The organism is Streptomyces sp. NBC_01591, assembly GCF_035918155.1.
Lineage (GTDB): Bacteria > Actinomycetota > Actinomycetes > Streptomycetales > Streptomycetaceae > Streptomyces.
In genome coordinates this window covers 5,000,490-5,025,065 of the sequence record NZ_CP109327.1, presented here as the reverse complement: position 1 = coordinate 5,025,065, position 24,576 = coordinate 5,000,490, and the positions used below count along the sequence as shown (strand labels likewise).

The following is a 24,576-nucleotide window of genomic DNA, read 5'->3' as shown; positions in this document are numbered from 1 at the left end:
TCGGCCAAATGTCCTCGGAGAGATCCATTTTCCGCCCGCCGGACCGAGCGGGCATTTCGAGCCACCCGCTCGTCTCCGCTTTCCAAATGAAAGGGGCAAGATGGAAGGCACCAGGGCGACTGGAGGCGAAAATGAGCCGAACCCGTTCCCGTACGCGCACCCACTCCCGTTACGCCCCGGACAGCGGGTTGACCACACGCATGGTCGGCACCATGTTCCTGATCGGCCTGCTGTACGTGGTCCTGGTCGGCGTACTGCTCGCCGTGCTGCGCGGCGCCTGGCCGATCATTCTGATTTTCGTCGGCGGCATGTTCATCGCGCAGTTCTGGTTCAGCGACCGCATCGCCGCTTTCAGCATGGGAGCCCATGAAGTCACCCCGGAGGAGGCGCCGGAGCTGCACGGCGCCGTCGACCGGATCTGCGCTCTTGCCGATATGCCGAAACCCCGCGTGGCCATCGCCCAGAGCGACGTACCGAACGCCTTCGCGACCGGCCGCAGCGAGAAGACCGCTCTCGTCTGCGCCACCACCGGGCTCCTGCGCAGACTGGAGCCCGCGGAGCTGGAGGGCGTGCTCGCGCACGAGATGTCGCATGTCGCGCACCGCGATGTCGCCGTCATGACGATCGCCTCGTTCCTCGGTGTGCTCGCCGGCATCATCACCCGGGTCGCCCTGTGGGGCGGCCTCTCCCGCAACAGCCGGAGCAGCGACCCCGTCGGCATCGCGATCATGCTGATCCCGCTGGTCAGCGCGGTCGTGTACGCCCTGAGCTTCCTGCTGACCCGGCTGCTCTCCCGCTACCGCGAGCTCTCCGCCGACCGCACCGCCGCCCTGCTCACCGGCCGCCCGTCCGCGCTCGCCTCCGCCCTCACCAAGGTGAACGGCCAGATGGCCCGCATCCCGACCGAGGACCTGCGCAAGGCGCAGCCGTACAACGCCTTCTACTTCGTCCCCGCGTTCTCCTCCAAGGAGAGCCTGAGCCGGCTGCTCTCCTCCCACCCGACCCTCGAACAGCGCCTCGACCAGCTGGCCCGCATCTCCGCCGACCTCGCCCGTCCGTGAGGTCCGCAGGGGACGCAAGGAACGCCCTCCCGTCCGCAAGGAACGCCCGAAGGAACGCCCATGGGTCTTCTCGACACCATCCTCGGCCGCAGCAAGCCGGTCCGCCCCGACCTCGACCAGCTCTTCGCCGTACCCTCCGCCGCCCTCACCCTCCAGGCGGGCGCGGGCTTCACACCCACCGGTCTCGGCTCGGTCTGCTTCGCGGGCGTCGAGGGCGGCGCCTTCGCCCGCCTCCAGCAGGACGTACGCGAACTGCTCGACGCCGACACCGGCCGCGGCGGCATCCCGGTGGAGTTCAGCCAGGACACGTACGGCTACACCTGGCTGCTCTCCCGCCGTCCGGCCGACGACACCGCCGCCCTGGTCAACGACCTGCACGCGGTCAACACCCTGCTCCAGGACGGCGGGTTCGGCCCGCACCTGCTCTGCTCCCTGATCGGCTTCCGGGACGAGCGGGACCGTCCGCTGGCCCTGGTCTACCTCTACAAGCGCGGCACGTTCTACCCGTTCGCCCCGGTGCCCGGCGGCGCCGAGAGGCGGGACAACCAGTTGGAGTTGCAGGTCAGGGCGGTACTCGGGGACGACCTGCGCATGGAGAAGGACCTGGCCCGGTGGTTCCCGGTGTGGGGGGCGCCGGGGCTGTGACGCGGGGAGCCCGATGACAGGGGGCCCGGCGGCGTACCCGCCCGTATCATCGCTTCCATGACTGCTGAGCCCGCCCGTTCCGCCCACCGTATGCGCGCTTCGGATGCCGATCGCGAGGCGGTGGTCGAGCAGTTGCGGGAGGCGGCGGCCGAGGGCCGCATCGACATGGACGAGCTGGACACCCGGCTCGGGCAGGCGCTGTCCGCCAAGACCTATGCCGAACTCGCGCCCCTCACCGAGGACCTGGTCCCCATCGAGGTGGCCACGGGCGAGCCGCTGGTCCTCAAGGGCGGCATGCACGGCGTGACGCGCTCGGGCGTCTGGAAGGTGCCTCCGGTGATACGCGCCCAGGGCGGCATCGGCGGCGTCAGGATCGACTTCACCCGCGCCGAATGCCGGCTGCGCGAGATCTCGCTGGAAGTGCGCGGCGAGATGGCCGGGGTGAAGATCGTGATCCCGGAGGGCTGGACCGTACACACCGACAGCCTGGACCACGGCCTCGGCGGCCTGAAGGACAAGACCACGGACAAGAAAACTCCCGGCGCCCCGCTCCTCCGGCTGACGGGCTCCTGCGGCATGGGCGGTGTGGTCGTCCGCCACCCGAACTTCCGCGAACGCCGCAAACTGCGCGGCATCGAGCCCTGAGCCGCGCCGATCCGCACCTGCACCCGGTGCGGATCAACTGAGTACGCATACCTACTCCTTGCGGGTGAACGCGCCCATCCAGCGCCCTCCGCCGACGGCATACCGTCCCCCGTATGCCCGAGGAGACCGCACCCACCGACACCGCCCCCGATCCTGTTCCCGCCCCGACCGGGTCCAGGTCCCCCTCTTCCGTTCTCGGGGCCCTCGGATGCGGCTGCGTCACGCTCCTCGTCGTACCCGTTGTCGCTCTGGTCGTCCTGCTCGCATGGTTCTTGTCCGGGTCGACGGACATGCCCCGGGTCGCACCCGAGGAGATGGCGGACCGTGCCTTCCAGCGTTCCCAGGAGGTGTACGACCTCATGGGGTTCAAGCGCACCGTGGAGCCGGGGGTCGAGGACATCGGCGTCAGCACGGAGAACACACTGAGCTCCGGCTACTGCTACGACGGGGGTCTGCTCGGGCTGGAGGACAAGACCGTCGACGGCGCCTATCGGATGAGCCACCGCTGGGCGCTGGACCACGTGCCCGCGAGCCAGGCCGTCTCCGGCCTCCGCCGACTGCACCGACAGCTCAAGGACGACGGCTGGAAGGTCACGTCCTACCGCGAGGGCGGGAAGAGCAAGACCTGGGACCTGTACGTCCAGCGGGACGACGGGTCCGAGCGGATGTCCTTCACCTGGTACCAGGACCGTGAATACTTCACCGGCGGTGCCTCCGTGCCCTGTGCCTACGACCCCGAGTGGAAGGACGGCGATTCCGGCCCCGCAGAGGTCGACCAGTGGCCGCCCGCTCTCGGTCCCGCACAGCGGAAGAAGTAGGGCGGGCCTGTCCGGCGCAGCGCGCTCAGCAGTCTCCGGGGTGGAAGACCGGAACGGCCTCCGCCCCCTCCTCCCGCCGGAAGGCCACCCGCAGCGCCATGCCGATGGCGAGAGCGGACTCCTCGCACCCCACGATCTCCGTCATCATCCGCGGCCCCTCCGCCAGGTCGACCACGGCGGCGACGTACGGGACGCGGATGCCGAACGGCGGCAGGTCGTTGCGGTGGACGACGGACCAGGTGTAGAGCGTGGCGTCCCCGCTCGCCCGCTCCCAGGTGACGTCCTCGCTCCAGCAGTGCGGGCAGAACTCGCGCGGGTAGTGGTGCGCGCGCCCGCAGGCTGCGCAGCGGCGCAGCAGCAACTGCCCCCGGTCGGCGGCGTCCCAGTACGGGCGGGTGAAGGCGTCGGGCTCGGGGAGGTCGAAACGTACGGCGGACGCGGTCACAGGAAAAGTCCGATCGCTTCGTCGAGGGACCAGGTCTGCCAGGACATCGCGAACAGCGCGACGAGCGAGATGAGCGCCATCATCGCGTTCTGCCCCTGCTCGGCCCAGTCGTGGATCATCAGCACGAGATAGAGAAGGTTGAGGAGGAGCCCCGCGGCCAGTGCGACGGGGGTGAGGAATCCGGCGACCAGGCCGAGCCCCAGAGCGAGTTCGGCGTACACGACGACGTAGGCCATGACCTTGGGGCGCGGAGCGACGATCCGCCGGAATCCGGTACGTACGGCCGCCCACCGGTGCTTGCCCGCGACGTCGGCGGCCCAGGCGATGCCCGTACCGCGCTCGAACCAGCCCTTCTTGTCCTTGTGCCGCCAGCTCTCCAGCCACCACAGGCCGAGGCCTATCCGGAGAACGGCGAGCCACTCGGCTCCGCCGAGCCAGATCGTCTGCATGGGGCCTCCCGTGGCCTCCCGTTCACTGAATCTGACGGTACGTCAGTTCACCCGATGGCAGGCGAGTCGCGCAAGAGGCGTGCAAGGAGTGCGCAAGAGGCGGCCGCGAGGCGAACGAAAAGCGCACACCCGTGATCAATTCGCAATCGATTCCGGTCTTGACCGAGACCCATCAACCGGGGGCGCGATTACGCTCCGAACCATGTCCGACAGTGCACTTACCGCCGGTATCCCCATATCGGCCCCGAGCGACCTCACCGAGGACCGGCCCGTATACGTCATCGGTGGCGGTCCGGGCGGCCTCGCCGCCGCGGCGGCCCTGCGCGAGCAGGGCGTACGGGCGGTCGTGCTGGAGAAGTCCGGGAACGTGGGCGCGTCCTGGCGCCGCCACTACGACCGGCTGCACCTCCACACGACCCGGAGCCGGTCCGCGCTGCCGGGGCTCGCGATGCCGCGCCGGTTCGGGCGCTGGGTGTCCAGGGACGATGTGGTGCGCTATCTGGACAAGTACGCCGAGCACCATGAGCTGGAGGTGGTGACGGGCGTCGAGGTGTCCCGGATCGACCGCGCCCCGGACGGCAGGAGCTGGCAGTTGACCGCGACCGGCGGCCGGGTGCTGACCGGCCGGGCGGTCGTCGTCGCCACCGGCTTCAACCACACCCCGCGCATCCCCGACTGGTCCGGCCTCGACACCTTCACCGGCGATCTGGTCCACGCCTCCGACTACCGCAACCCCGCCCCGTATGCGGGCAAGGACGTCCTGGTCGTCGGCATCGGCAACACGGGCGCGGAGATCGCCGTCGACCTGGTCGAGGGTGGGGCGTCCCGGGTCCGGATCGCCGTGCGCACCGTGCCGCACATCGTGCGCCGCTCGACGGCGGGCTGGCCCGCGCAGTTGACCGGCATCCTGGTACGCAGGCTGCCGGTCCGGCTGGTCGACCGGGCCGGGCGCCTGATGGCCAGGGCTGCCGTGCCCGACCTCACCGCGCAGGGCCTCCCCCGTCCGGACACCGGTCTGTACTCACGGGTCAAGGACGGCGCGATCCCGGTGCAGGACGTGGGGCTGATCGACGCGGTGAAGCGCGGCCGGGTGGTGCCGGTGGCGGCCGTCGAGTCGTTCGACGGGGACGCGGTGGTGCTGGCCGGCGGCGAGCGGATCAACCCGGACGCGGTGATCGCGGCGACCGGCTACCGGCGCGCCCTGGAGGGCCTGGTCGGCCACCTCGACGTACTGGACGCCCGGGGCCGGCCGGTGGTCCACGGCGCCCGCACCCCCAAGCAGGCCCCCGGCCTGTACTTCACCGGCTTCACCAACCCGATCAGCGGCATGCTGCGCGAACTGGCCCTGGACGCGAGGAAGATCGCGAAGCGGCTGGCACGCCGGGGCTGATACCGCGCGGGGCGGGCCTGCCCGTGGGCATCAGGCGTACAGCGGCAGCCCGTCGGTCGAGATCGTCCACTCACCGATGGTGACGTCCTCGCCGTACACGAAGTCCTTGCGGATCGCGTAGCGCGGGCCGTCCGGCGTCGTCTCGTGGGGACGCCCCGGAGCCATCATGTCGTGCACGATCCCTTCTTTGGTGATCTCGAACTTTCCGGGAACGTCGTCCTGCATCTGCTCGATGATGTCGCGCATGGCCCGGTAGTGGAGCGAATCCCGCTGTGCGTGGTCCGGGGCGTTGGCCATGGCGTGCGCTCCTCGTCTGTGCCTGGGGGCAAGGGTCGTCACGTTCATGCTAGGCGGCCTCCTTCAGGTCGGTTCGGCACTCGCGGCAGTGGCCGGGCTCCGGAGCCCGGAAGGCCCGGTCGCAGCCGTCGCAGTTCTGGAGAGGGTCACGGCACGGCGCGGCTTCCTCAGCCGGGGCCGTGGTGGGCAGTGGTGGCGGCAGGAGCGCCCTGAGGCGGTGGGCGAGGAGGCCCGCCGGGCGTGTCAGCGATTCGGGCAGGTCAGCGACGAGGGTGCGGCGTACGGCATCGGGGTGAGCGTCGCGTTCGAACCAGGCGGCGACGGCGGGGGCCAGTCGGCGGATGTCCTCCTCGCCGAGCAACAGCCGGGGCTCGTGGCGTCGCAGGTCTGCCAGGAGACCGGCGGCGATGGCGAACGACGGCCGGTGTCTCCGGCCCGACCGTTGGACGTTCAAGATCACCCGGAAGTTGTACGGCCCCGGCCGCCGCCGCACTCCCTCTCTCAGCCTTTGCCTGCACACCCATTCCTGACGCGCCGTCAGTTCAGTAACCTGACAGAGCGTCAGCTTTGGGCTGGCCGGGCACGATCACCCGACGGACCCCGACCAGGAGTGGGCGGAACGATGCTTGGATCGACTCACGGCACCCTCACCACCGACTTCCGCGCCAGGGTGGTGGCCTGCGGCGAAGAGCCGCATGCCGCCGTCCACAGCATGACGGTCGATGCCGCCACGGAGTGCGTCCTGGACGTCAGCGGCCGGCCGCTGCACGCGGCCGTGCCGGATCTGGACCGGTTCTTCCGGCCCGGGTCCGTGGCCGTCATCGGCGCGTCCGACACCGAGGGGCGGCCCAACACCGGCATCACCCGACAGCTGATCGGCTGGGCCGAGCGGGTCGGGGCGCGGCTGTATCCCGTGCATCCCACCCGGGAGTCCGTGTTCGGGCGGGCCTGTTCCCCTTCCGTCGCCGAACTGCCCGAACAGGTCGATCTGGCTGTGCTGCTGGTCGGCGATCCGCTCCCGGTGATCGAGGAACTCGCGCAGGCCAAGGTGCGGTTCGCCGTCGCCTTCGCCTCCGGATTCGCCGAGACCGGTGAGGAGGGCGCCGCCGCCCAGGCGCGGCTGGCCGCGGCGGTGGAACGGTCCGGGCTGCGGCTGCTCGGGCCGAACACCAACCTCAACGCCTTCGAGAGGTTCCGGGACGATCTGGACGGGCCGGCCATCGCGCTGATCACCCAGTCCGGCCACCAGGGCCGCCCCGTCTACACCCTTCAGGAGCTGGGTGTACGGCTCTCGCACTGGGCACCCACGGGCAACGAGGCGGATCTGGAGACCGCCGACTTCATCTCGTACTTCTCGCAGCGGCCCGAGGTCGGGGCCATCGCCTGCTACGTGGAGGGACTCAAGGACGGGCGCTCCTTTCTGCTGGCCGCGGACCGGGCGGCGCGGGCCGGGGTTCCGGTCGTGGCGGTCAAGGTGGGGCGTACGGAGACGGGGGCCAGGATGGCCGCGTCACACACCGGCAAGCTGACCGGCGCCGACCAGGTGGTGGACGCGGCGATGCGGCAGTTCGGTGTGATCCGGGTGGACGGGCTCGACGAACTCCAGGACACCGCGGCCCTGCTCGCGCGGGCACGGAAGCCGCAGGCCGAAGGGGTCGTCGTGTATTCGATCTCGGGCGGCACGGGCGCGCACTTCTCGGACCTGGCGACCGGCGCGGGGCTGAGCCTGCCCACCCTGTCCGAGGCGAAGCAGCGCGAGCTGCACGAGTGGATTCCCGGCTATCTGAACGTGGCGAACCCGGTCGACAACGGCGGCCATCCGGTCGGCGACTGGCGCGGCCGGAAGATCATCGACGCGATACTCGCCGACCCCGACGTCGGGGTGCTGATCTGTCCGATCACCGGCCCCTTCCCCCCGATGAGCGACAAGCTCGCACAGGACCTGGTGGACGCGGCGGAGACCACGGACAAGCTGGTGTGCGTGGTGTGGGGCTCGCCCGTCGGTACGGAGGAGGCGTACCGCACGACGCTGCTCGGCTCGTCCCGCGTCGCCACCTTCCGTACCTTCGGCAACTGCATCACCGCCGTGAAGGCCTACCTGGACCACCACCGGTTCGCCGCTTCCTACCGCTCCCCCTTCGACGAGGCGCCCCGCACGCCTTCGCCCTCGTTCCGCAAGGCGCAGGCACTGATGCGTCCGGGCCAGCAGCTGAGCGAGCACGCGGCGAAGCAGCTGCTGCGGGCGTACGGAATCCGCGTACCGCGCGAGCAGTTGGTGACCAGCGCCGCGGCGTCCGTCCGGGCCGCGGCGCTGGTCGGCTACCCGGTGGTCATGAAGGCGTCGGGCGCCCGGCTCGCCCACAAGACCGAACTGGGCCTGGTCAAGGTCGGGCTCACCTCCGCGAGCCAGGTGCGGGACGCGTACCGCGAGCTGACCGACATCGCGCGGTTCGAGGGCATCGAGCTGGACGGGATCCTGGTCTGCCAGATGGTCGAGCGGGGCGTCGAGATGATGGTCGGCGTCACGCAGGACGCGCTGTTCGGGCCGACGGTGACGGTCGGGCTCGGCGGTGTGCTGGTCGAGGTGCTGCACGACGCGGCGGTGCGGGTGCCGCCGTTCGGCGAGGACCAGGCGCGGTCGATGCTGGGCGAACTGCGCGGCCGGGCCCTGCTGGAGGGCGTACGCGGCGGTCCGCCGGTGGATGTGGACGCGCTCGTGGAGGTCGTGCTGCGGGTACAGCGGATGGCGCTGGAACTGGGCGACGACCTCGCCGAGCTGGACATCAACCCGCTGATGGTGCTCGGGCGGGGGCAGGGCGCGGTGGCGCTGGACGCGCTCGCCGTCTGCCGCTGACCGGTCGCACCGCCATCGCCCGAATCGCTCGCCATCGTGCCCATCACCGCGTCCACCACCGCGTCCACCCAGGAGCTGTCCCATGCCGTCCTCCCCCGAAGACATCACCGAGTCCGTCGAGTCCGCCGACCCGCTCCATTCATTGGTACTCCACACCACTGACAACGGCGTCTCCTGGATCACGCTCAACCGTCCCGAAGCGATGAACGCCGTCACCTGGGAGCAGCGGGACCGCCTCATCGGCCTGCTCGCCGAGGCCTCCGCAGACCCGGCGGTCCGGGCCGTCGTCCTCACCGCCACCGGCCGCGGTTTCTGCGCGGGCGCCGACCTGCGCGGTGCCCCGGCGACCGGCGAGCGGGTGCCGGGCGATGTGGCCCGTACGATCCGGCTCGGCGCGCAGCGTCTGATCGCCGCGGTCCTGGACTGCGAGAAGCCCGTCGTCGCGGCCGTCAACGGCACGGCGGCCGGTATCGGCGCCCATCTCGCGTTCGCCTGCGATCTGGTGCTGGCCGCCGAATCGGCGAAGTTCATCGAGGTGTTCGTACGCCGTGGTCTCGTGCCCGACGGCGGCGGTGCGTATCTGCTGCCGCGGCTGATCGGCCCGCAGCGCGCCAAGGAGCTGATGTTCTTCGGGGACTCGCTGCCGGCGGCGGAGGCGGAACGCCTGGGACTGGTCAACCGCGTCGTACCGGACGGGGAGTTGGCGGCGACGGCGCGGTCGTGGGCGCAGCGGCTGGCCGAGGGGCCGACCCGTGCGATCGCCCTGACCAAGCAGCTCGTCAACGCGTCGATGGATGCCGACCGGCCGACGGCCTTCGCCGCCGAGGCCATGGCCCAGGAGATCAACATGACGACACAGGACGCCAATGAGGGCGTGGCGAGCTTCGTGGAGCGACGAGTGCCGAAGTACCGGGGGGTCTAGGTTCTTCGGGCGGTCACGCGGGTGACAGGCCGTTGGTGTGCAGGTCCAGGTCGAACGGATGCGGCAGCCTCAGAACCGCACCGAACGGGTGCGGGCCGTCCACGTGGGTGTAGCCCAGGTGGCCGGGCTCGGAGAACAGGGTCACGCTGCCCTCGATCCGGTCGACGAGGAGGTACAGCGGGGCGCGGTACTCGGCGTAGCGTCGCCGCTTCACGACGCGGTCGGTCTCCGCGTTCGACTCCGAGGTGACCTCCACTACGAGCAGGGTCTGATCGGGGAGCAGGGCGCCGCCGCCCTTCGCCAGCTCCTCGGGCACGACGGCGATGTCGGGGACGTACCAGTTCGACGAACCGGGCAGGTCCAGGTTGCCCGAGCCCTCGACGCAGCCGAGTTCGTCCACGCGGTCCTCGATCTGCCGACGGACGACTCGGGCCGCCCGTTCGTGGTCCCAGGTCGGCGTCACGGGCTCGATGATCCCTTCGATGATCTGGGCGCGGTCTCCGCGGATCCGCTGCACCGCGAACTTCAGAGCGCGTTCGGAATCGATGCCCTGGCTGTAGTCGTGCGCACTGGTCATTCGATGTCTCCTCCCGCTCAGCCGGTCCGACGACTCAGAGTAGCGGCCCGTGACCAGACACGGTCACAGCCGCTCACGCTCACCCCGGGGCCATGCGGCTGAGGGATTCCCAGGCGCGGTACTGCTCCTCGCGGGCCCGGTCCATCTCCAGGACGGCGTCGAACGACTTGTCGCCGAGGATCAGGCGTTGCGGCGGGTCCGGCAGTTCGGCCAGTTTCAGGAGCGCGGGGGCCGCCTCGCTCGGGTCCGGGCCCGCGTAGTCGCCCCACATCTCCGTGAGCCGGGTGCGCAGCTCGTCGTAGGCGGGGTCGGGTGCGGTCTCCGTGGTGCCGGAGGTGAACAGGCCCGTGGCATAGCCGCCCATCTGGACGATGGTGACCTTGATCCCGAACTGCTCGACCTCCATCGCCAGTGCCTCGCTGACCGAGTCGAGCGCTGCCTTCCCGGCCCCGTAGAACCCGACGGAGGCCATGCCGCCGCCGCTGCCCATCGAGGTGATCTGGAGGAGGCGCCCGGAGCCCCGCGCGCGCAGGTGGGGGATCACGGCCTGGGCGACCCAGACGGCGCCGAAGAAGTTGACGTCGAGGTGGTCCCGGATCTGCTTCTCGGTGGCCTCCTCGACCATGCCGTACAGCAGGCCGCCGGCGTTGTTGACCACGACGTCGAGGCCGTCGAAGGCCGCCGCCGCCCGTTCCACGGTCTCGAACACGGCTCGGCGGTCGGAGACGTCCAGGGAGAGCCGCAGGAGTCCGTCCGGGTACTTCTCCGCCAGATCGGCGAGCGGACCGATATCGCGGGCGGCTGCCACGACCCGCTCCCCGGCGGACAGGGCGGCCTCGGTGAAGGCGCGCCCCAGGCCGCGGGACGCACCGGTGATGAACCAAGTCCTGGCGCTCGGCACAGAATCCCGCTCCTTCGTCCATGGGGAACGCCGCGTTCGCCACGGCGGTTCTCCCTCTCCAGCGAGACGGAACGCTCCGTCTCGTCAAAGACCCTAGCCGAGCCCGCGTGCCCCGCGCCAGGCGATTGGCAACGGTGACTTTCGGCAGTGTCGGGGCGCTTCTCGGCTGCGTACGGTCGTCCGGGTGGACAGAGTGATGATCAGCGGTGCGGTCCGGCGGGCCGTCGTCGCCCCGGGGAGTCTTCTGACCGTCGGCGCGGCGGTCTGTGTCGGGCTGAGCGCGGTCAGTCTGTGGTGGGCCCTGCCCGCGGCCGCGGCGGCGTTCTTCGCGGGGCGGGAGCCGGGACGGACCGGGCCCACGGTCCTCGTGCTCGTCGCGGTGGTGGCCGGCGGAGTGGTGGCGGTGGCCCTGGTGCCCTCCTGGCTGCTGATGGCGGGGCGGTTCGTCGCGGTGGTGGCGGTGGCCGCGATGCTGCCGTGGTTCGCCGGGCGCTTCTGGCGCCAGTACCAGGAGCTCGTCCGGGCGGGCTGGGAGCGGGCGGGCCGGCTGGAGCGCGAACAGCGGCTCGTCGCCGAGCAGGCACGGTCCCGCGAACGGGCCCGGATCGCCCAGGACATGCACGACGTCCTCGGGCACGACCTCAGCCTCATCGCCCTGTCGGCCGGCGCCCTCAAGCTGGCCCCCGGCCTCGACGAGGCGCACCGGGCCGCCGCCGGGGAGATCCGGGCCCGGGCGGCCGCCTCGGTGGAGCGGCTCGGCGAGGTGATCGGCCTGCTGCGCGAGGAGGCGGGCGACGAGCCGCCGCAGCCGTCCGGCACCGGCATTCCCCGGCTGGTCGAGGAGGCCGCGGCCGCCGGGCTCGCGGTCGGCCTGCGGGTCGAGGGGGACGCCGCAGCCATGCCCCCGTCGGCCGCGCGGGCCGCCCACCGGGTGGTCCAGGAGGCCCTGACCAACGCGGCCAAGCACGCGCCGCAGGCGCGGGTGGACGTGCGGGTGACGCATGCGGCCGAGGAGACGACGGTCCGGGTGGCGAACGGGCCCGCGCCCGCACCGGCGCGCGCCGAGGACGTCCCGGGCACCGGGCGGGGACTGATCGGGCTCGACGAACGGGTGCGGCTGACGGGTGGTGAATTCGCGTACGGCCCGTACGGGGGCGGCTTCGCGGTCACCGCGCGGATCCCGCACACCCCGCCCGCCGTACCCCGGGCGCCTTCCCGGACCGCTCCCCTGGTCCTGCCCCCGGAACACCGGCACGCCCGCAGCCGGGCCCGCCGGGCACTGGCCGTCGCGGTCGTGCTGCCCCTGGTGGCCTGGGCGGGACTGAGTGCCGCCCTGATGGCCTGGGACATCCGCTCGGCCCGGCAGTCCGTACTGGACCCGGGCGACTACGCCCGGCTGCGGGTGGGACAGGATCGGGAGTCGGTCGGACGGCTGCTGCCCGACCGCGAAACCAGGCAGCGGCCGATGGTGGCCGGGGAGCCGAAGGGAGAGGGCATCACATGCGCGTACTACGCGATGACGGCGGACCGCTTCGACGACCGGTCCGGGGACGCCTACCGGCTCTGCTTCCGGGACGGCCGGCTGATGTCCAAGGAGGCGCTGACCCCATGAGTCCGACGTGCGCGAAAGACCCCAGGGCGGTGAGCGGCCGGTGATCCGGGTGCTGATCGCCGACGACGAGCCGATGATCCGCGCGGGGGTGCGCTCCGTGCTGTCCACCGACCCGGACATCGACGTCGTCGCCGAGGCCGCCGACGGGCACGACGCCGTCGAGCTGGTACGCGGCCACCGCCCGGCCGTCGCCGTGCTCGACATCCGGATGCCCGGCATGAACGGCATCGAGGCGGCGGCCGAGATCCGTCGCACCGTGCCGGAGACGGGGGTCGTGATGCTCACGACCTTCGGTGAGGACGACTACATCCTCCAGGCGCTCGGAGGCGGCGCCGCCGGTTTCCTGATCAAGTCGGGCGAGCCCGAGGAGCTGATCGCGGGGGTCCGCGCGGTGGCCGACGGGGCCGCCTATCTGTCACCGAGGGTCGCGGCTCGGGTCGTTGCCCATCTCTCGGCGACGGGCGCGGGTGCTCTGGCCGGCCGCCGCACCGCCGCCCGGGAACGGGTCGGTGCGCTCACCGGCCGGGAACGCGACGTACTGGCCTTCCTCGGCAGCGGGCTGTCCAACGGCCAGATCGCCCGGCGGCTCCATGTGGTGGAAGGGACGGTCAAGGCGCATGTGAGCTCCATCCTGGCCCGGCTGGGCGTGGACAACCGGGCCGCCGCGGCCGTCGTCGCCCACGAGGCCGGGATCGTCGCGCCCGCGCAGCCGCCTCCCGAGCGCTGACGCCGCGGTCCGGGCGAGCGGCAGGAACGCGAGCAGCACGGCCGCCACCACCGAGGCCCCGAGCACCGCACCGGCCAGCACGTCGTGCGGGTAGTGCGCCCCCACCATGACCCGCAGCAGGGCCGCCGCCCCGGCCACCGGCAGGGTGACGGCGGCGAGGCGCGGGCGCAGCACGGCCAGGCCCACCGCGAGGCCGGCCGCCAGGGTGGCGTGGTTGCTCGGGAAGGACCAGTCGCCGGGCGGCGGGCACTCGGCGGCCGTCTCCGCGATGGAGCGCAGAGCCCGACAGGGGCGCTCCTCGTCCACCACCAGCTTCGCCGCCTCGCTGACGGCGTACGCCGCCACGGTGCCGATGCCGGTGAGTACGGTACCGGCGGACATCCGGGTGTCCCCACGGCGTACGGCGCTCCACCAGGCCCACACCAGCAGCAGGCCGAGGACCACCAGGGTGCCGTCGGTGGCCGCTTCCAGCAACGGTCCCGTCCAGGAGGGCGCGTCGGCCACCGCCCCGGTCACCGAGCGGTACATCGACGCCGAGGCACCGCCCGTCACCTCCACCGCGTCGGCCGTGCCCAACCCGCCCGGGGCGAGCCCCACGACGGCTGCCGCGCCCGAGCCAAGTACGACGCAGGCGAGCAGCGGCCGTCCGGTCCTGCGGGTTCTGCTTCCGGTTTCTCGTCTCATGGGACGTGAACCTAGAAGCGGCGGGAGCGGCGGACCCGGGCCGAACGGCAGGGCCCACCCCTGACGATCGTCGGGGGTGGGCCCGGGAACTACGCGGCCGCGGCCTCCACACCTCTCAGCCTTGCTCGCGGTCACCTGGTTCCATGCAATGCCACGTACCTTGCCGCGCACAGGCAGGTCCAAACCGCCTCCTCCCGAGCCTTCCCATCTGACGTACCGTCAGCTCTAATCGAAGGGTGATGGGACACGCAGGCATGGCCGCCATCGCCGTCCGGTACCTCAGGTCCGTCGGCGCCGCCACGACCGCAGGGCCGGCGCCGGTCGATCCGCTGCCGCGCCCCGAACTGCGAGCGGTCGCCGACGGTGAGCGGCCACCCGTCGACCCGGGCGAATTCCGCCGCGTACTGGGGCATTTCGCCAGCGGCGTCACCGTCGTCACCGCACACGCCCCGGACGACGTACAGGGCCCGGCGGGCTTCGCCTGCCAGTCGTTCGCCTCGCTCTCCCTCGACCCGCCGCTGATCACGTTCATGGTCGCCCGTACGTCGACGACCTGGCCGCGCATCGCGCGCGCCGGGGCCTTCTGCGTCAACATCCTCGGCGCGGACCAGGGCGCACTGTGCCGGAGCTTCGCGGTGAGCGGCTCGGACAAGTTCGCGGGGGTGGCGTACGAGGCCGCCCCGGCGACCGGATCGCCGCTGCTGGACTCCGTACCGGCCTGGATCGACTGCCGCATCCAGGCCGTCCACACCGGGGGTGACCATCTGATCGTCGTCGGCCGGGTGGAAGCGATGGGCGCGGTGGACGGGTCCGATCCGCTGCTGTTCCACCGGGGGACGTTCGGGCGGTTCGGGCCGCTCGACGGCTGAGCGCACGCCGCGGGCAGGTCGGCACGCCGGTCGACCTTTCAGCCGGCCGCCTCACGCAGCAGATCCCGTAGTTCCAGTGCCGCCGGGAGCGGGTCGGCGGGCAGCGCCACATGTACGGTCCGGCGCGGGGCGAGGTCGCCGAGCCGGCAGACGGCGAGTTCGGCGGGGACCGCCCAGGCGGCCAGCGAGGGCACCAGCGCCACCCCCAGCCCGGCGGCCGCATAGCCGAACTTGCCGGTCCACTCGGCGATCCTGGTGATCCGCTTCGGCCGGAAGCCGGCCCGGCCGCAGACCTCGGCGAGCATCATGGGCCGGTCGGTGGAGACGTCCTGGAGCCAGGTCTCGTCGCGCAGTTCGCGCAGATCGATCGTCCCGGATCCGGCCAGGCGGTGGTCGCGGGGGAGGACGACGAACAGCTCGTCCGCCAGCAGCACCTCGGTCGTGACGGCGTCGACCGGCGGCAGACCGGACGGGTAGTCGCTGACCACGGCCAGGTCGAGCGCCCCGTCCGCCAGGCGCCGCATCGACTCACCGGTCCGGCCCTCGACCGCGACGACCTCGACATCCGGTCTTGCCCGGGCGAACGCCCGCAGCGCGGCGGGCACCAACGAGACATTGGCCGTGGCGAACGCCCCCACCCGCAGCCGCCCGCCCCGCCCGGCACGGATCACGGCCATCTCGTGTTCCGCGCTCACCAGCCGCGCGAGCACTTCCACCGCGTGCCGGTGCAGCGCGTGGCCGGCCGGATTCAGCCGTACGCCCCGGGCGAGCCGTTCGAAGAGCGGCCCGCCCGACTCCTTCTCCAGCGAGGCGATGCGCCGGGACACCGCCGACTGCGTGTAGTCGAGCCGGGCCGCGGCCTTCGTGAACGATCCGGCTTCGGCCACCGTCACCAGCAGACGCAGCGCGTCGATCTCGAACACATTCCCCCCAGTCATGGCTCACATGCAATCTAGTCGCTGGTGGAATGCCTCGTCCGGCCCTAGTTTCAAGGCGAGTTCGCGAGCTTCGAGACGAGGGACACGTCCATGGCAGCAGCACCGAACACCCTGTCGCCCGAGGCCGCCGAACTGGCCGCCACCCACCAACTTGGCGCCCTGCAAGGCACGTTCACCCCCAAGCGCCTGAACAAGGCGATCTTCGTCCTCTACATCTTCATGATGATCCACCTCTTGGCGATGCTCGTGATACCCGGCCTGCTGTACTTCTGGTGGCTGCGCCGGTATCCGGACTTCAGCCGGAAACAGGCCGCCAAGCGTCTCCACCTGTTCGAGAACGGACTGATCGTGCACCCGGAGTCCGGCGACGGCAGGGTCGTCATCCGCTGGGACTCCGTACGGCTCTACCAGGACATCACCCAGAAGATCATCAACGGCATCCCGTCGACCACCGAGTACGTCTACTCCGCAGTGGGCCCGGGCCGGGACCACGCGAGGATCACGCACTTCTACGAGGGCCCCGAGACCTGGGGACCCCATATGCAGCAGGCCGTCCTCCAGGCGCAGGGCCCGGCGGTCCTGGAATCGATCCTGGCGGGCGAGACGGTCAACTTCGGGGAATTCTCGCTCTCCCGCACCGGCCTGACCGCCCGGGGGAAGGGCCACCTCCCCTGGTCCGGCATCCAGGAGATCCAAGTGTCAGCGGGCTGGGTCAACGCCATGGGGACCGGCGGCTCCGGCCGCCGGTGCAGCGCCGCGGTCAGCGACATCGCGAACCTGCACGTCTTCCTGGCCGTCGCCCAGCACCTTTCCGCCGACAGCTCGTCGGCCTGAAGCGCCGGGCTCCGGGCGCCGTCAGCCGAGTCCGACGACGGCGTCCGAAGGCTCCCGGACCCGTCGGATCACCAGCGCCATCAGCGCCGCCATCGCGCACAGCGCCCCGGACGCGTACCAGACCACGTCGTACGAACCGAACGCATCGCGCGCCACCCCGCCCAGGAACGCCACCAGCGCCGCGCCCACCTGGTGGGAGGCCAGCACCCAGCCGAAGACGATGGCGCTGTCCTCGCCGTACTGCTCGCGGCACAGGGCCAGCGTCGGCGGGACGGTGGCGACCCAGTCCAGGCCGTAGAAGACGATGAAGAACACCATCGGCGGATGCACCGTCGGCGCCAGCAGCATCGGCAGGAAGAGCAGCGAGACCCCGCGCAGCGCGTAGTAGACGGCGAGGAGCCGCCGGGCGTCGAAGCGGTCGGTGAGCCAGCCGGAGAAGACGGTGCCGATGATGTCGAAGACCCCGATGACGGCGAGCAGCGAGGCCGCGGCGGTGATGGGCATGTGGTGGTCGTGGGCCGAGGGCACGAAGTGCGTACGGATCAGGCCGTTGGTCGAGGCCCCGCAGATCGCGAAGGTACCGGCCAGCAGCCAGAACGGTCCGGTGCGCGCCGCGTCGGCCAGTACGCGCACGGTCCGCCTCGCCGCCCCGCGCGCGGGCGCGGGCTTCTCCACGTAGCTGCCGCCGTACGGGGCGAGGCCCACATCGGCCGGGTGGTCGCGGAGCAGGAGCCAGACGAACGGGACGACGACCAGGGCCGCCAGCGCCACCGTCACCGAGGCGGGGCGCCAGCCGTGTTCCTCGACGATCCAGGCGCACAGCGGCAGGAAGACCAGCTGGCCGGAGGCGCCCGCCGCGGTGAGGATGCCGGTGACCAGGCCGCGCCGGGCCACGAACCAGCGGTTGGTGACCGTGGCCGAGAACGACAGCGCCATGGAGCCGGTGCCGAGGCCGACGAGCAGACCCCAGTAGAGCATCAGCTGCCAGGAGGCCGTCATCCATACGCTGGCCAGCGCCCCGGTCGCCACGGTGGTGAGGGCGACCACGACGACCCGGCGGATGCCGAAGCGGTCCATCAGCGCGGCGGCGAACGGTGCGGTGAGCCCGTACAGCGCCATGTCGATGGAGACGGCGAGACCGATCTCCCCGCGCGACCAGCCGAACCGCGCGTTGAGCGGCTCGATGAGGAGTCCGGGGAGGGAGTTGAAGGCGGCGCCGCCGATGATCGTCACGAAGGTGACGGCGGCGACGATCCAGGCGCGGTGAACACGACGGCGGGAGGGGCGCCCGGAGGCTGCCGGGGTGGTGGCCTGCCGGTCGTCGTTCCGGGCGGCGCTTTCGGTTGTCTGGGTCACGTCACTCAGCATCAGGCCGCGGCGCACCCGCTCACGAGTGGCCGGAGGGACACCCTTCGCAGGAATCGGGCCACCGGGATCGTCGCCCGCGGGCCCGAACGAACGGGCCCGTATGCGCGTACGATCGCCAGTCGGCCGACGGGTCGGGCCCGCCGGCCTCGTCGCGCACCGAACCGGGGGATTCCATGCAGTGGGCAGCACGCCAGCACTTCCACCACCGCTCCGCGCTGATGCAGACCTGGGGCGTCGTGCTGCTGCTCATCGCGTGTGCCCTGTGGGTCTGGCTGGGCTTCCTGCTGGCGGAGGATCAGGACATGTACTGCCACCGCACCATGTCGTCGATGTGCGAGGTGGACACCGACGTACCGAAGCAGCTGACCCTCCTGGGGATCTCCGCACCCCTGTCCGTCCTCGGTGCGGGGCTGCTGGTCGCCGGCAGTGTGCGCAGGCAGACCAGCGCCCATGTCTTCGAGGTCATCGAGATGCAGAAGTCCGAGGAACGCAGCCGTCAGAAGTAGCCAGGGCCGTCACCGCCCAGGCGAACCCCGCCCCCACCGCGTACCAGAACAGATCGGGCGCGTTGAAGGTCGAGCCGAGCACCAGCCGCGCCACCGCGCTGTGGCGGGAGAGGTCCGCGGGCACCCCGGTCAGTTGCAGCAGCTCCACCGCCCAGCTGAACGCCAGCGCCGTCCCGGCCTTGACGACCGGCCGGGCGCCGGGCGCGAGCACGGCGACCAGGGCGCAGATCAGCACGGTGTAGAGCGCGTCCCCGGCGTACTTGGCGAGGTCGCCGTCCATGAAGGCCCTGACCCCGAGCCCGGCGAGTACGGTCAGCACCGCGGCCCCGGCCGCGACCGCACGGGCGCGCGGGGCGGTCCGGGACACTGCCGCCGGCCCCCCGCCCCCGGTCATGCGATCCGCTCCAGCCGGCTGATCGGCCGGGCCACCAACAGCGCCGCCACCGCCACCATGTTGATCACCGCTCCGGCCAGCAGCACCTCGGGCGCGCCCACCTCGTCCGCGACCGGTCCCGCCAGCGCCCGGCCCGCCGCCAGCATCAGCAACGAGCCCGCCACGTCGTACGCGTGCAGGCGGTTCAGCGCCTCGGGCGGCACATGGGTCTGGACCGTCGTCGACCACATCACCAGCCAGAACGCGAACGCCGCACCCGCCACGAACTGCCCCGCCCCGAGCGCGGGCACCGGCAGCCCGAGGCCCAGCACCAGCAGGTTCACACAGACCCCGGTCAGCGCGACGGCCCCCGCCGCGAGCGGGCGGCGGGGTCTCAGGCGCAGGGCGAGCAGCCCGCCGACGACGCTGCCCGCGCCGTTCACCGCCATCATCACGCCGTACGTCCCCGAGCCGTGCGCCTCGGTGACCTCTACCGCGGTGAGCGGCAGCATCGGGCCGAGCACCGTGAAGCCGTACACCGTCCAGATCGCGATCACCCCCCACAGCCAGCTGCGGGCCCGGAACTCCCGCCACCCGTCGACCAGTTCGGCGACGAAGCCGCCGCGGTGCGCGTCGTCCGAGGGGGCCGGTGCGAGCCGCAGCAGGAAGAGGCAGATGCCGGAGACGGCGAACGTCGCCGCGTTCGCCGCGTAGACCGCTCCGGCGCTGGCCAGCCCGACGAGCATGCCCGCGAAGGCCGGGCCCGCCATGGTCATCAGCGCCTCGGAGACCCTCAGCACCGCGTTGGCCCGCTGCACGTCGGAGGAGACCCGGGGCACGGTCGAGGCGACGCCCGGCTGGAAGAGCGCGGCGCCCACCCCGGCCACCGCGCTCAGCGTGTACACCGCCCACAGCGGCGGGTTCCCGGTGGTGAAGGAGAAGGCCAGCACCGAGGCCCCGACCAGCCGCAGCGCATCCGCGATGATCATCATCCGGCGGGGGGTGAACCGGTCCGCCAGTACGCCGCCGAAGAGCACGAAGAGCGCCAGCGGCCCCATCCAGGCCGCGAGCGCGAAGCCCACGGAGGAGTGCGGCCGGCCGGCCCCCAGCAGACCCGCGGTGAGCGCCACCGGGATCATGCCGTCACCGAAGAGCGCGGCGGTGCGGGCGACGAAGAAGAGCCGGAAGTTACGGTTCCAGAGCCCCTCCGGCCGACCGTCGCCGAGGCCGGCGCCCAGACCCTCGCCCAGGCCGTCGCCGAGTCCGCCACCCAGGCCCTCGCCCCTCGGGCGCACACCGGTGGAACTGGGCAGAAGAGGCTGCGCACCATCGCGCGCGGCGGCGGGAATGCGCGGGTGTTCCGCTGACTTTTCCTTCACAGGAGTGACATGTATCAGGCTTGAGGTCTATACCACTAGGGGTGAAGGGAGTCCGCCAATGCCGCACCGCATCGCCGTCCTCGCCCTCGACGGGCTGCTCCCCTTCGAACTGGGCATCCCCCAGCGGATCTTCGGCCGCTCGTTCGGTACCGAGCCGCACAACGAGGGCCGCAGTCTGTACGAAGTCGTGACCTGCTCGATCCGCCCGCCGGGCCCGGTCCGTACCGACGCGGACTTCACGATCACCGTCGAGCGCGGCCCCGAAACCCTGGCCACCGCCGACACGGTGGTGATCCCCACCAGTTACGAACTCGGCCCCGTCTACACGGAGGGCAGGCTCACCGACGAGCTGGCCGCCGCGTTCGCCCACATCAGGCCCGGGACCCGGATGGTCTCCATCTGCACGGGCAGCTATGTGCTGGCCGCCGCCGGATATCTCGACGGGCGCCCCGCCACCACCCACTGGTGGCACGCCGACCACTTCCAGCAGCTCTTCCCCGAGGTCCGGGTCGACCCGGACGTCCTGTTCATCGACGACGGGGACGTCCTGACCTCCGCCGGGGTCGCCGCCGGAATCGACCTCTGCCTGCACATCGTGCGCCGCGACCACGGCACCGCCGTCGCCAATGACGTCGCCCGCCGCACCGTCGTACCCCCGCACCGGGACGGCGGGCAGGCGCAGTACATCCAACGCCCCGTGCCCGACGCACAGTTCGCGACCACGACCACGGCACGCACCTGGGCGCTCGGGCGGCTGGAGCGGCCGATCCTGCTGCGCGACATGGCGCAGCAGGAGTCGATGAGCGTGCGGACCTTCACCCGCCGGTTCCGGGAGGAGGTCGGGGTCAGCCCCGTCCAGTGGCTGACCCGGCAGCGGGTCGAACGGGCCCGTCACCTGCTGGAGTCGACGGACCTGTCGATCGACCAGGTGGCACGGGACGCGGGCTTCGGGACGCCCACGTCGCTGCGGCAGCATCTCCAGACGGCGCTGGGGGTGTCCCCGACGGTGTACCGGCGCACGTTTCGCGCCGGTCGGGTGTGAAAGGCCGCGCGCTCAGAACACCAGCACCCCCCGCGCCACCCGGCCGTGGTGCGCGTCGTCCGCCGCCTTGGCGAAGTCCTCCACCGGGTAGGTGGTGGTGACGAGTTCGTCCAGGAGCAGCCGGCCCTCCCGGTACAGCTCCGCGTAGAGCGCGATGTCCCGCTGCGGTCGCGAGGAGCCGTACCGGCAGCCCAGGATCGACTTGTCCAGGTACATCGCCGAGACGAGGAACGACGCCTCCGCCGTCGCCGCCGGGACGCCCAGCAGGATCGCCTGGCCGTGCCGGTCCAGCAGGTCGATCGCGGTCCGGATCAGTTCCGTACGGCCCACGCACTCGAAGGCGTGGTCGGCGCCGCCGGGCAGGATGTCCCGCACACCGTCCGCCGACGTCAGGAAGTGCGTCGCGCCGAACTGCCGGGCCGCCGCCTCCTTCGCCGGGTTGGCGTCGACGGCGACGATCGTCAGCGCGCCCGCGATCCGGGCGCCCTGGATCACGTTGAGCCCGATGCCGCCGGTACCGATCACCACGACCGAGTCGCCCCGGTCGACCTTCGCCCGGTTGAGTACGGCTCCGACTCCCGTCAGCACCCCGCAGCCGATCAGGGCCGCGGAGGTCAGCGGGATGTCCGCCGGGATTTTCACCGCCTGCACGGCCTTGACCAGGGTCCGTTCGGCGAAGGCCGAGTTGGACGCGAACTGGTACAGCGGCTTCCCGCGCCGCGCGAACGGCTGCCCCGGCATCCCGATCGCCTTGCGGCACATGGTCGGGCGCCCCCGGTCGCACTGGGCGCACGCCCCGCAGTTGGCCAGCGTGGACAGCGAGACGTGGTCGCCGGGCGCCACATGGGCGACACCCGCGCCGACCGCCTCGACCACGCCCGCACCCTCGTGTCCGAGCACCACCGGCGACGGGAACGGGATCGTCCCGTCGATCACCGAGAGGTCGCTGTGGCACAGCCCCGCCGCGGCCACCGCCACCAGCACCTCGCCGGGGCCCGGATCGCGTATCTCCAGATCGTCGACGACCTCGGTCCGCTTGCCGTCGAAGACGACGCCTCTCATCTCGGCTCCCTCGGTAGGCCGAGCACCCGCTCGGCGATGATGTTCCGCTGGATCTCGTCCGAGCCGCCGTAGATGGTGTCGGACCGGGTGAACAGGAACAGGCGCTGTGCCTCGTCGAGTCCGTACGGTGCCTTCGCCGACCAGTCGTCCGGGCCGACGGCCGCCGCCGCGCCCCTGACCTGCACGGCCAGCTCGCCCAGGCGCTGGTGCCAGCCGCCCCAGAGCAGTTTCGCCACACTGGGCGCGCCGGGGTCGCCCGTGGAGCCGAGGGTGCGCAGGGCGTTCCAGCGCATGGTCCGCAGCTGGGCCCACTGCCGTACGAGGCGTTCGCGCAGGACCGGGTCGGTGACGGCGCCGCTGTCGACGGCCGCCCGGACCACCCGGCCGAGTTCGGCGGCGAAGCCGATCTGCTGGACGAGCGTGGAGACGCCGCGCTCCAGGGCCAGCAGCCCCATGGCAACCGTCCAGCCGTTGCCCTCGCCGCCGACGCACTCCTCGGCGTGCGCCCCGTCGAAGAAGACCTCGTTGAACTCGCTGGTCCCCGACATCTGACGGATCGGCCGGACCTCGATCCTGCCGGGCTGGTCCATCGGTACGAGCAGGAAGGACAGGCCGTGGTGGCGGCTGGAGCCGGGCCCCGTACGGGCCAGCACGAAGCACCAGTCGGCCTCCTTCGCGAGTGACGTCCAGATCTTCTGCCCGGTCACTCGGTGGCCGCCGCGGCTCCGGTCGGGCACGGCCGCCGTGCGCACCGCGGCGAGGTCCGATCCGGCGTCCGGCTCGCTGTATCCCTGGCACCAGAGCGCGTCGCCGCGTGCCACGGCGGGCAGGAAGCGGCGCTGCTGTTCGTCGCTGCCGTAGGCGATCAGGGTCGGGGCGAGGAGGTTCTCGCCGATGTGGCCGACCCGGGCGGGGGCGTCGGCGCGGGCGTACTCCTCGGCCCAGACGACCTGCTGGGTGAGGCTCGCGCGGCGGTTGCCGTGGCCGGCGCCGTGGTTGTCCCAGCCGAGGCCGATCCAGCCGTCGCGGCCGAGTTCGCGCTCCCAGGCGCGGCGGACCGCGACTCCCTCGTGCTCGCTGCCGGGGCCGCCGGTGCCGGCCGCCGCCGCGTACGCGCCGACCAGGTGCGCCGCCAGCCAGGCGCGCGCTTCCTCGCGGAACGCGGTGTCGTCGGGGCCGAAGCTGAAGTCCACGGGTGCCTCCTGCTGTTGCGGCTCACCATCAAGCCGGTCCGGGGCGGAGCCCCGGCGGGATCTCACGCGTTCGGCCGGGCCTTCGCCGCGGCCGCCGCGGCCATCTCCTCCAGTCGCGCCAGCATCGGCATCGGGTCCGTGCCCACCGTCCCCGGCAGGAAGTCCGCGATCCGTTCCGGGGTCCAGGCCCCCTCGACGTACCCGGCCCGCAGCTCCCTCGGCTGGGCCCAGACCGCGATCTTCGGCCCCGCGACCGTGTACACCTGGCCGGTGATCTTCTCCTCGCGGGCCCGTTCGCTGAGCAGGTAGACGACGAGCGCCGCCACGTCCTCCGGCTCGCCGATCTCCTTGAGCTCCATGGGCACGTTGGCGGACATCCGGGTACGGGCGACCGGGGCGACGGCGTTCGCCGTGACGCCGTACTTGTGCAGGCCGAGCGCCGCGCTCCGTACCAGCGAGATGATCCCGCCCTTCGCGGCGCTGTAGTTGGCCTGGGCGACGCTGCCCTGGTGGTTGCCGCTGGTGAAGCCGATCAGCGTGCCGCCGCCCTCCTGCTTGCGCATCACCGCCGACGCGGCCCGGAAGACGGTGAAGGTGCCCTTGAGGTGGGTGGCGACCACCGGGTCCCACTCCTCCTCGGACATGTTGAACAGCATCCGCTCCCGCAGGATCCCGGCCACGCAGACGACCCCGTCGATCCGCCCGAACCGCGCGAGCGCCGTGTCCACGATCCGCTGGCCGCCCGCCATCGTGGAGATGTCGTCGGCGACCGCCACCGCCTCGCCGCCCGCCGCCTCGATCTCCTTGACGACCGACTCGGCCACCTCGCTGCTCGGCTCGCCGCCCTCGACGGAGACGCCGTAGTCGTTGACGACGACCCTCGCCCCCTCGGCCGCCGCCGCGAGCGCGACCGCCCGCCCGATGCCGCGACCGGCACCCGTCACGGCCACCACCTTGCCTGCCAAGAAGTTCCCCATGCCCGGCC

Annotated in this window: 26 protein-coding genes and 1 pseudogene; 13 read left to right on the top strand and 14 right to left on the bottom strand. The window is 71.9% G+C overall.

The genetic code is table 11. From position 1 onward, the window contains the following. Positions 1–131: 131 nt before the first annotated feature. The 4 genes from htpX to OG978_RS23470 all read left to right on the top strand — a co-directional run bounded on the left by htpX (position 132) and on the right by OG978_RS23470 (position 3,169). On the top strand, positions 132–1,061 hold the full coding sequence (gene htpX, locus OG978_RS23485; protein WP_326767102.1) for a zinc metalloprotease HtpX: 930 nt from the start codon (positions 132–134) through the stop codon (positions 1,059–1,061). A gap of 60 nt (positions 1,062–1,121) precedes the next feature. Then, a complete protein-coding gene (gene pspAB / locus OG978_RS23480) occupies positions 1,122–1,706 on the top strand; it encodes a PspA-associated protein PspAB (protein WP_326767101.1) in 585 nt (194 codons plus the stop codon). A gap of 57 nt (positions 1,707–1,763) precedes the next feature. Then, on the top strand, positions 1,764–2,351 hold the full coding sequence (locus OG978_RS23475; RefSeq protein ID WP_326767100.1) for a DUF1707 SHOCT-like domain-containing protein: 588 nt from the start codon (positions 1,764–1,766) through the stop codon (positions 2,349–2,351). A gap of 113 nt (positions 2,352–2,464) precedes the next feature. Then, positions 2,465–3,169, top strand: coding sequence for a hypothetical protein (locus OG978_RS23470; RefSeq protein ID WP_326767099.1), 705 nt, complete (start codon positions 2,465–2,467; stop codon positions 3,167–3,169). A gap of 25 nt (positions 3,170–3,194) precedes the next feature. Here the strand turns inward: OG978_RS23470 and OG978_RS23465 are convergent, their stop codons facing one another. Beyond that, complete coding sequence (locus OG978_RS23465; RefSeq protein ID WP_326767098.1) at positions 3,195–3,614, bottom strand: Zn-ribbon domain-containing OB-fold protein; 420 nt, start codon at positions 3,612–3,614, stop codon at positions 3,195–3,197. Then, a complete protein-coding gene (locus OG978_RS23460) occupies positions 3,611–4,063 on the bottom strand; it encodes a DoxX family protein (protein WP_326767097.1) in 453 nt (150 codons plus the stop codon). Before OG978_RS23460 ends, OG978_RS23465 begins: the two co-directional genes overlap by 4 nt. Positions 4,064–4,265: 202 nt before the next feature. Here OG978_RS23460 and OG978_RS23455 point away from each other — a divergent pair, with 202 nt between their 5' ends. Beyond that, the gene (locus OG978_RS23455) at positions 4,266–5,453 is read left to right on the top strand and encodes a flavin-containing monooxygenase (protein ID WP_326767096.1); all 1,188 of its coding nucleotides are present in this window, start codon (positions 4,266–4,268) and stop codon (positions 5,451–5,453) included. A 30-nt stretch (positions 5,454–5,483) separates the two neighbouring features. On the opposite strand, the gene OG978_RS23450 is transcribed toward OG978_RS23455, so the two are convergent. Both OG978_RS23450 and OG978_RS23445 read right to left on the bottom strand, forming a co-directional pair. Beyond that, the gene (locus OG978_RS23450) at positions 5,484–5,750 is read right to left on the bottom strand and encodes a hypothetical protein (RefSeq protein WP_326767095.1); all 267 of its coding nucleotides are present in this window, start codon (positions 5,748–5,750) and stop codon (positions 5,484–5,486) included. 49 nt (positions 5,751–5,799) lie between these two features. After that, positions 5,800–6,210 carry a hypothetical protein gene (locus OG978_RS23445; protein ID WP_442817739.1) on the bottom strand — a complete coding sequence of 137 codons (411 nt, stop codon included), beginning with the start codon at positions 6,208–6,210 and terminating at the stop codon, positions 5,800–5,802. Positions 6,211–6,372: 162 nt separating this feature from the next. On the opposite strand from OG978_RS23445, the gene OG978_RS23440 reads away from it, so the two are divergent. Together OG978_RS23440 and OG978_RS23435 are read left to right on the top strand one after the other, a co-directional pair. Then, a complete protein-coding gene (locus OG978_RS23440) occupies positions 6,373–8,604 on the top strand; it encodes an acetate--CoA ligase family protein (protein WP_326767094.1) in 2,232 nt (743 codons plus the stop codon). Between the two features lie 82 nt (positions 8,605–8,686). Next, entirely contained in the window at positions 8,687–9,526 is an 840-nt protein-coding gene (locus OG978_RS23435) for an enoyl-CoA hydratase/isomerase family protein (RefSeq protein ID WP_326767093.1), read from the top strand. 13 nt (positions 9,527–9,539) lie between these two features. Here OG978_RS23435 and OG978_RS23430 read toward each other — a convergent pair whose 3' ends face one another. Continuing rightward, entirely contained in the window at positions 9,540–10,103 is a 564-nt protein-coding gene (locus OG978_RS23430) for a Uma2 family endonuclease (protein WP_326767092.1), read from the bottom strand. Between the two features lie 79 nt (positions 10,104–10,182). Next, positions 10,183–11,004: an SDR family NAD(P)-dependent oxidoreductase gene (locus OG978_RS23425; protein WP_326767091.1), complete on the bottom strand. Its 822-nt coding sequence runs from the start codon at positions 11,002–11,004 to the stop codon at positions 10,183–10,185. A gap of 184 nt (positions 11,005–11,188) precedes the next feature. Here OG978_RS23425 and OG978_RS23420 point away from each other — a divergent pair, with 184 nt between their 5' ends. Then, positions 11,189–12,616, top strand: coding sequence for a sensor histidine kinase (locus OG978_RS23420; protein WP_442817738.1), 1,428 nt, complete (start codon positions 11,189–11,191; stop codon positions 12,614–12,616). 40 nt (positions 12,617–12,656) lie between these two features. Beyond that, positions 12,657–13,343: a response regulator transcription factor gene (locus OG978_RS23415; protein ID WP_326770136.1), complete on the top strand. Its 687-nt coding sequence runs from the start codon at positions 12,657–12,659 to the stop codon at positions 13,341–13,343. Here the strand turns inward: OG978_RS23415 and OG978_RS48360 are convergent. Beyond that, a pseudogene (locus OG978_RS48360) lies at positions 13,296–14,027 on the bottom strand (phosphatase PAP2 family protein); the annotation flags it as partial. The gene OG978_RS23415 and the pseudogene OG978_RS48360 sit on opposite strands and share 48 nt — an antisense overlap. A 254-nt stretch (positions 14,028–14,281) precedes the next feature. Between OG978_RS48360 and OG978_RS23405 the strand changes: the two are divergent. Further along, positions 14,282–14,896: a flavin reductase family protein gene (locus OG978_RS23405; protein ID WP_326770135.1), complete on the top strand. Its 615-nt coding sequence runs from the start codon at positions 14,282–14,284 to the stop codon at positions 14,894–14,896. Positions 14,897–14,934: 38 nt separating this feature from the next. On the opposite strand, the gene OG978_RS23400 is transcribed toward OG978_RS23405, so the two are convergent. Next, the gene (locus tag OG978_RS23400; protein WP_326770134.1) at positions 14,935–15,819 is read right to left on the bottom strand and encodes a LysR family transcriptional regulator; all 885 of its coding nucleotides are present in this window, start codon (positions 15,817–15,819) and stop codon (positions 14,935–14,937) included. 105 nt (positions 15,820–15,924) lie between these two features. On the opposite strand from OG978_RS23400, the gene OG978_RS23395 reads away from it, so the two are divergent. Continuing rightward, positions 15,925–16,668 carry a DUF6585 family protein gene (locus OG978_RS23395; protein WP_326767090.1) on the top strand — a complete coding sequence of 248 codons (744 nt, stop codon included), beginning with the start codon at positions 15,925–15,927 and terminating at the stop codon, positions 16,666–16,668. 21 nt (positions 16,669–16,689) lie between these two features. Here OG978_RS23395 and OG978_RS23390 read toward each other — a convergent pair whose 3' ends face one another. Further along, the gene (locus OG978_RS23390) at positions 16,690–18,024 is read right to left on the bottom strand and encodes an MFS transporter (RefSeq protein WP_442817737.1); all 1,335 of its coding nucleotides are present in this window, start codon (positions 18,022–18,024) and stop codon (positions 16,690–16,692) included. Positions 18,025–18,209: 185 nt separating this feature from the next. Here OG978_RS23390 and OG978_RS23385 point away from each other — a divergent pair, with 185 nt between their 5' ends. Further along, the gene (locus OG978_RS23385) at positions 18,210–18,542 is read left to right on the top strand and encodes a hypothetical protein (RefSeq protein ID WP_326767088.1); all 333 of its coding nucleotides are present in this window, start codon (positions 18,210–18,212) and stop codon (positions 18,540–18,542) included. On the opposite strand, the gene OG978_RS23380 is transcribed toward OG978_RS23385, so the two are convergent. Both OG978_RS23380 and OG978_RS23375 read right to left on the bottom strand, forming a co-directional pair. Further along, the gene (locus OG978_RS23380; RefSeq protein ID WP_326767087.1) at positions 18,499–18,936 is read right to left on the bottom strand and encodes a ribosomal maturation YjgA family protein; all 438 of its coding nucleotides are present in this window, start codon (positions 18,934–18,936) and stop codon (positions 18,499–18,501) included. The two genes, OG978_RS23385 and OG978_RS23380, sit on opposite strands and share 44 nt — an antisense overlap. Beyond that, positions 18,933–20,165 carry an MFS transporter gene (locus OG978_RS23375; RefSeq protein WP_326770133.1) on the bottom strand — a complete coding sequence of 411 codons (1,233 nt, stop codon included), beginning with the start codon at positions 20,163–20,165 and terminating at the stop codon, positions 18,933–18,935. Before OG978_RS23375 ends, OG978_RS23380 begins: the two co-directional genes overlap by 4 nt. Positions 20,166–20,352: 187 nt before the next feature. On the opposite strand from OG978_RS23375, the gene OG978_RS23370 reads away from it, so the two are divergent. Beyond that, positions 20,353–21,336: a GlxA family transcriptional regulator gene (locus tag OG978_RS23370; protein WP_326767086.1), complete on the top strand. Its 984-nt coding sequence runs from the start codon at positions 20,353–20,355 to the stop codon at positions 21,334–21,336. Positions 21,337–21,348: 12 nt separating this feature from the next. Here OG978_RS23370 and OG978_RS23365 read toward each other — a convergent pair whose 3' ends face one another. The 3 genes from OG978_RS23365 to OG978_RS23355 form a co-directional block, all read right to left on the bottom strand. Continuing rightward, positions 21,349–22,398, bottom strand: a complete 1,050-nt coding sequence (locus tag OG978_RS23365; RefSeq protein WP_326767085.1) for a Zn-dependent alcohol dehydrogenase — start codon at positions 22,396–22,398, stop codon at positions 21,349–21,351. Further along, the gene (locus tag OG978_RS23360) at positions 22,395–23,591 is read right to left on the bottom strand and encodes an acyl-CoA dehydrogenase family protein (protein WP_326767084.1); all 1,197 of its coding nucleotides are present in this window, start codon (positions 23,589–23,591) and stop codon (positions 22,395–22,397) included. Before OG978_RS23360 ends, OG978_RS23365 begins: the two co-directional genes overlap by 4 nt. 62 nt (positions 23,592–23,653) lie before the next feature. Beyond that, entirely contained in the window at positions 23,654–24,568 is a 915-nt protein-coding gene (locus OG978_RS23355; RefSeq protein ID WP_326767083.1) for an SDR family oxidoreductase, read from the bottom strand. Positions 24,569–24,576: the final 8 nt, after the last annotated feature.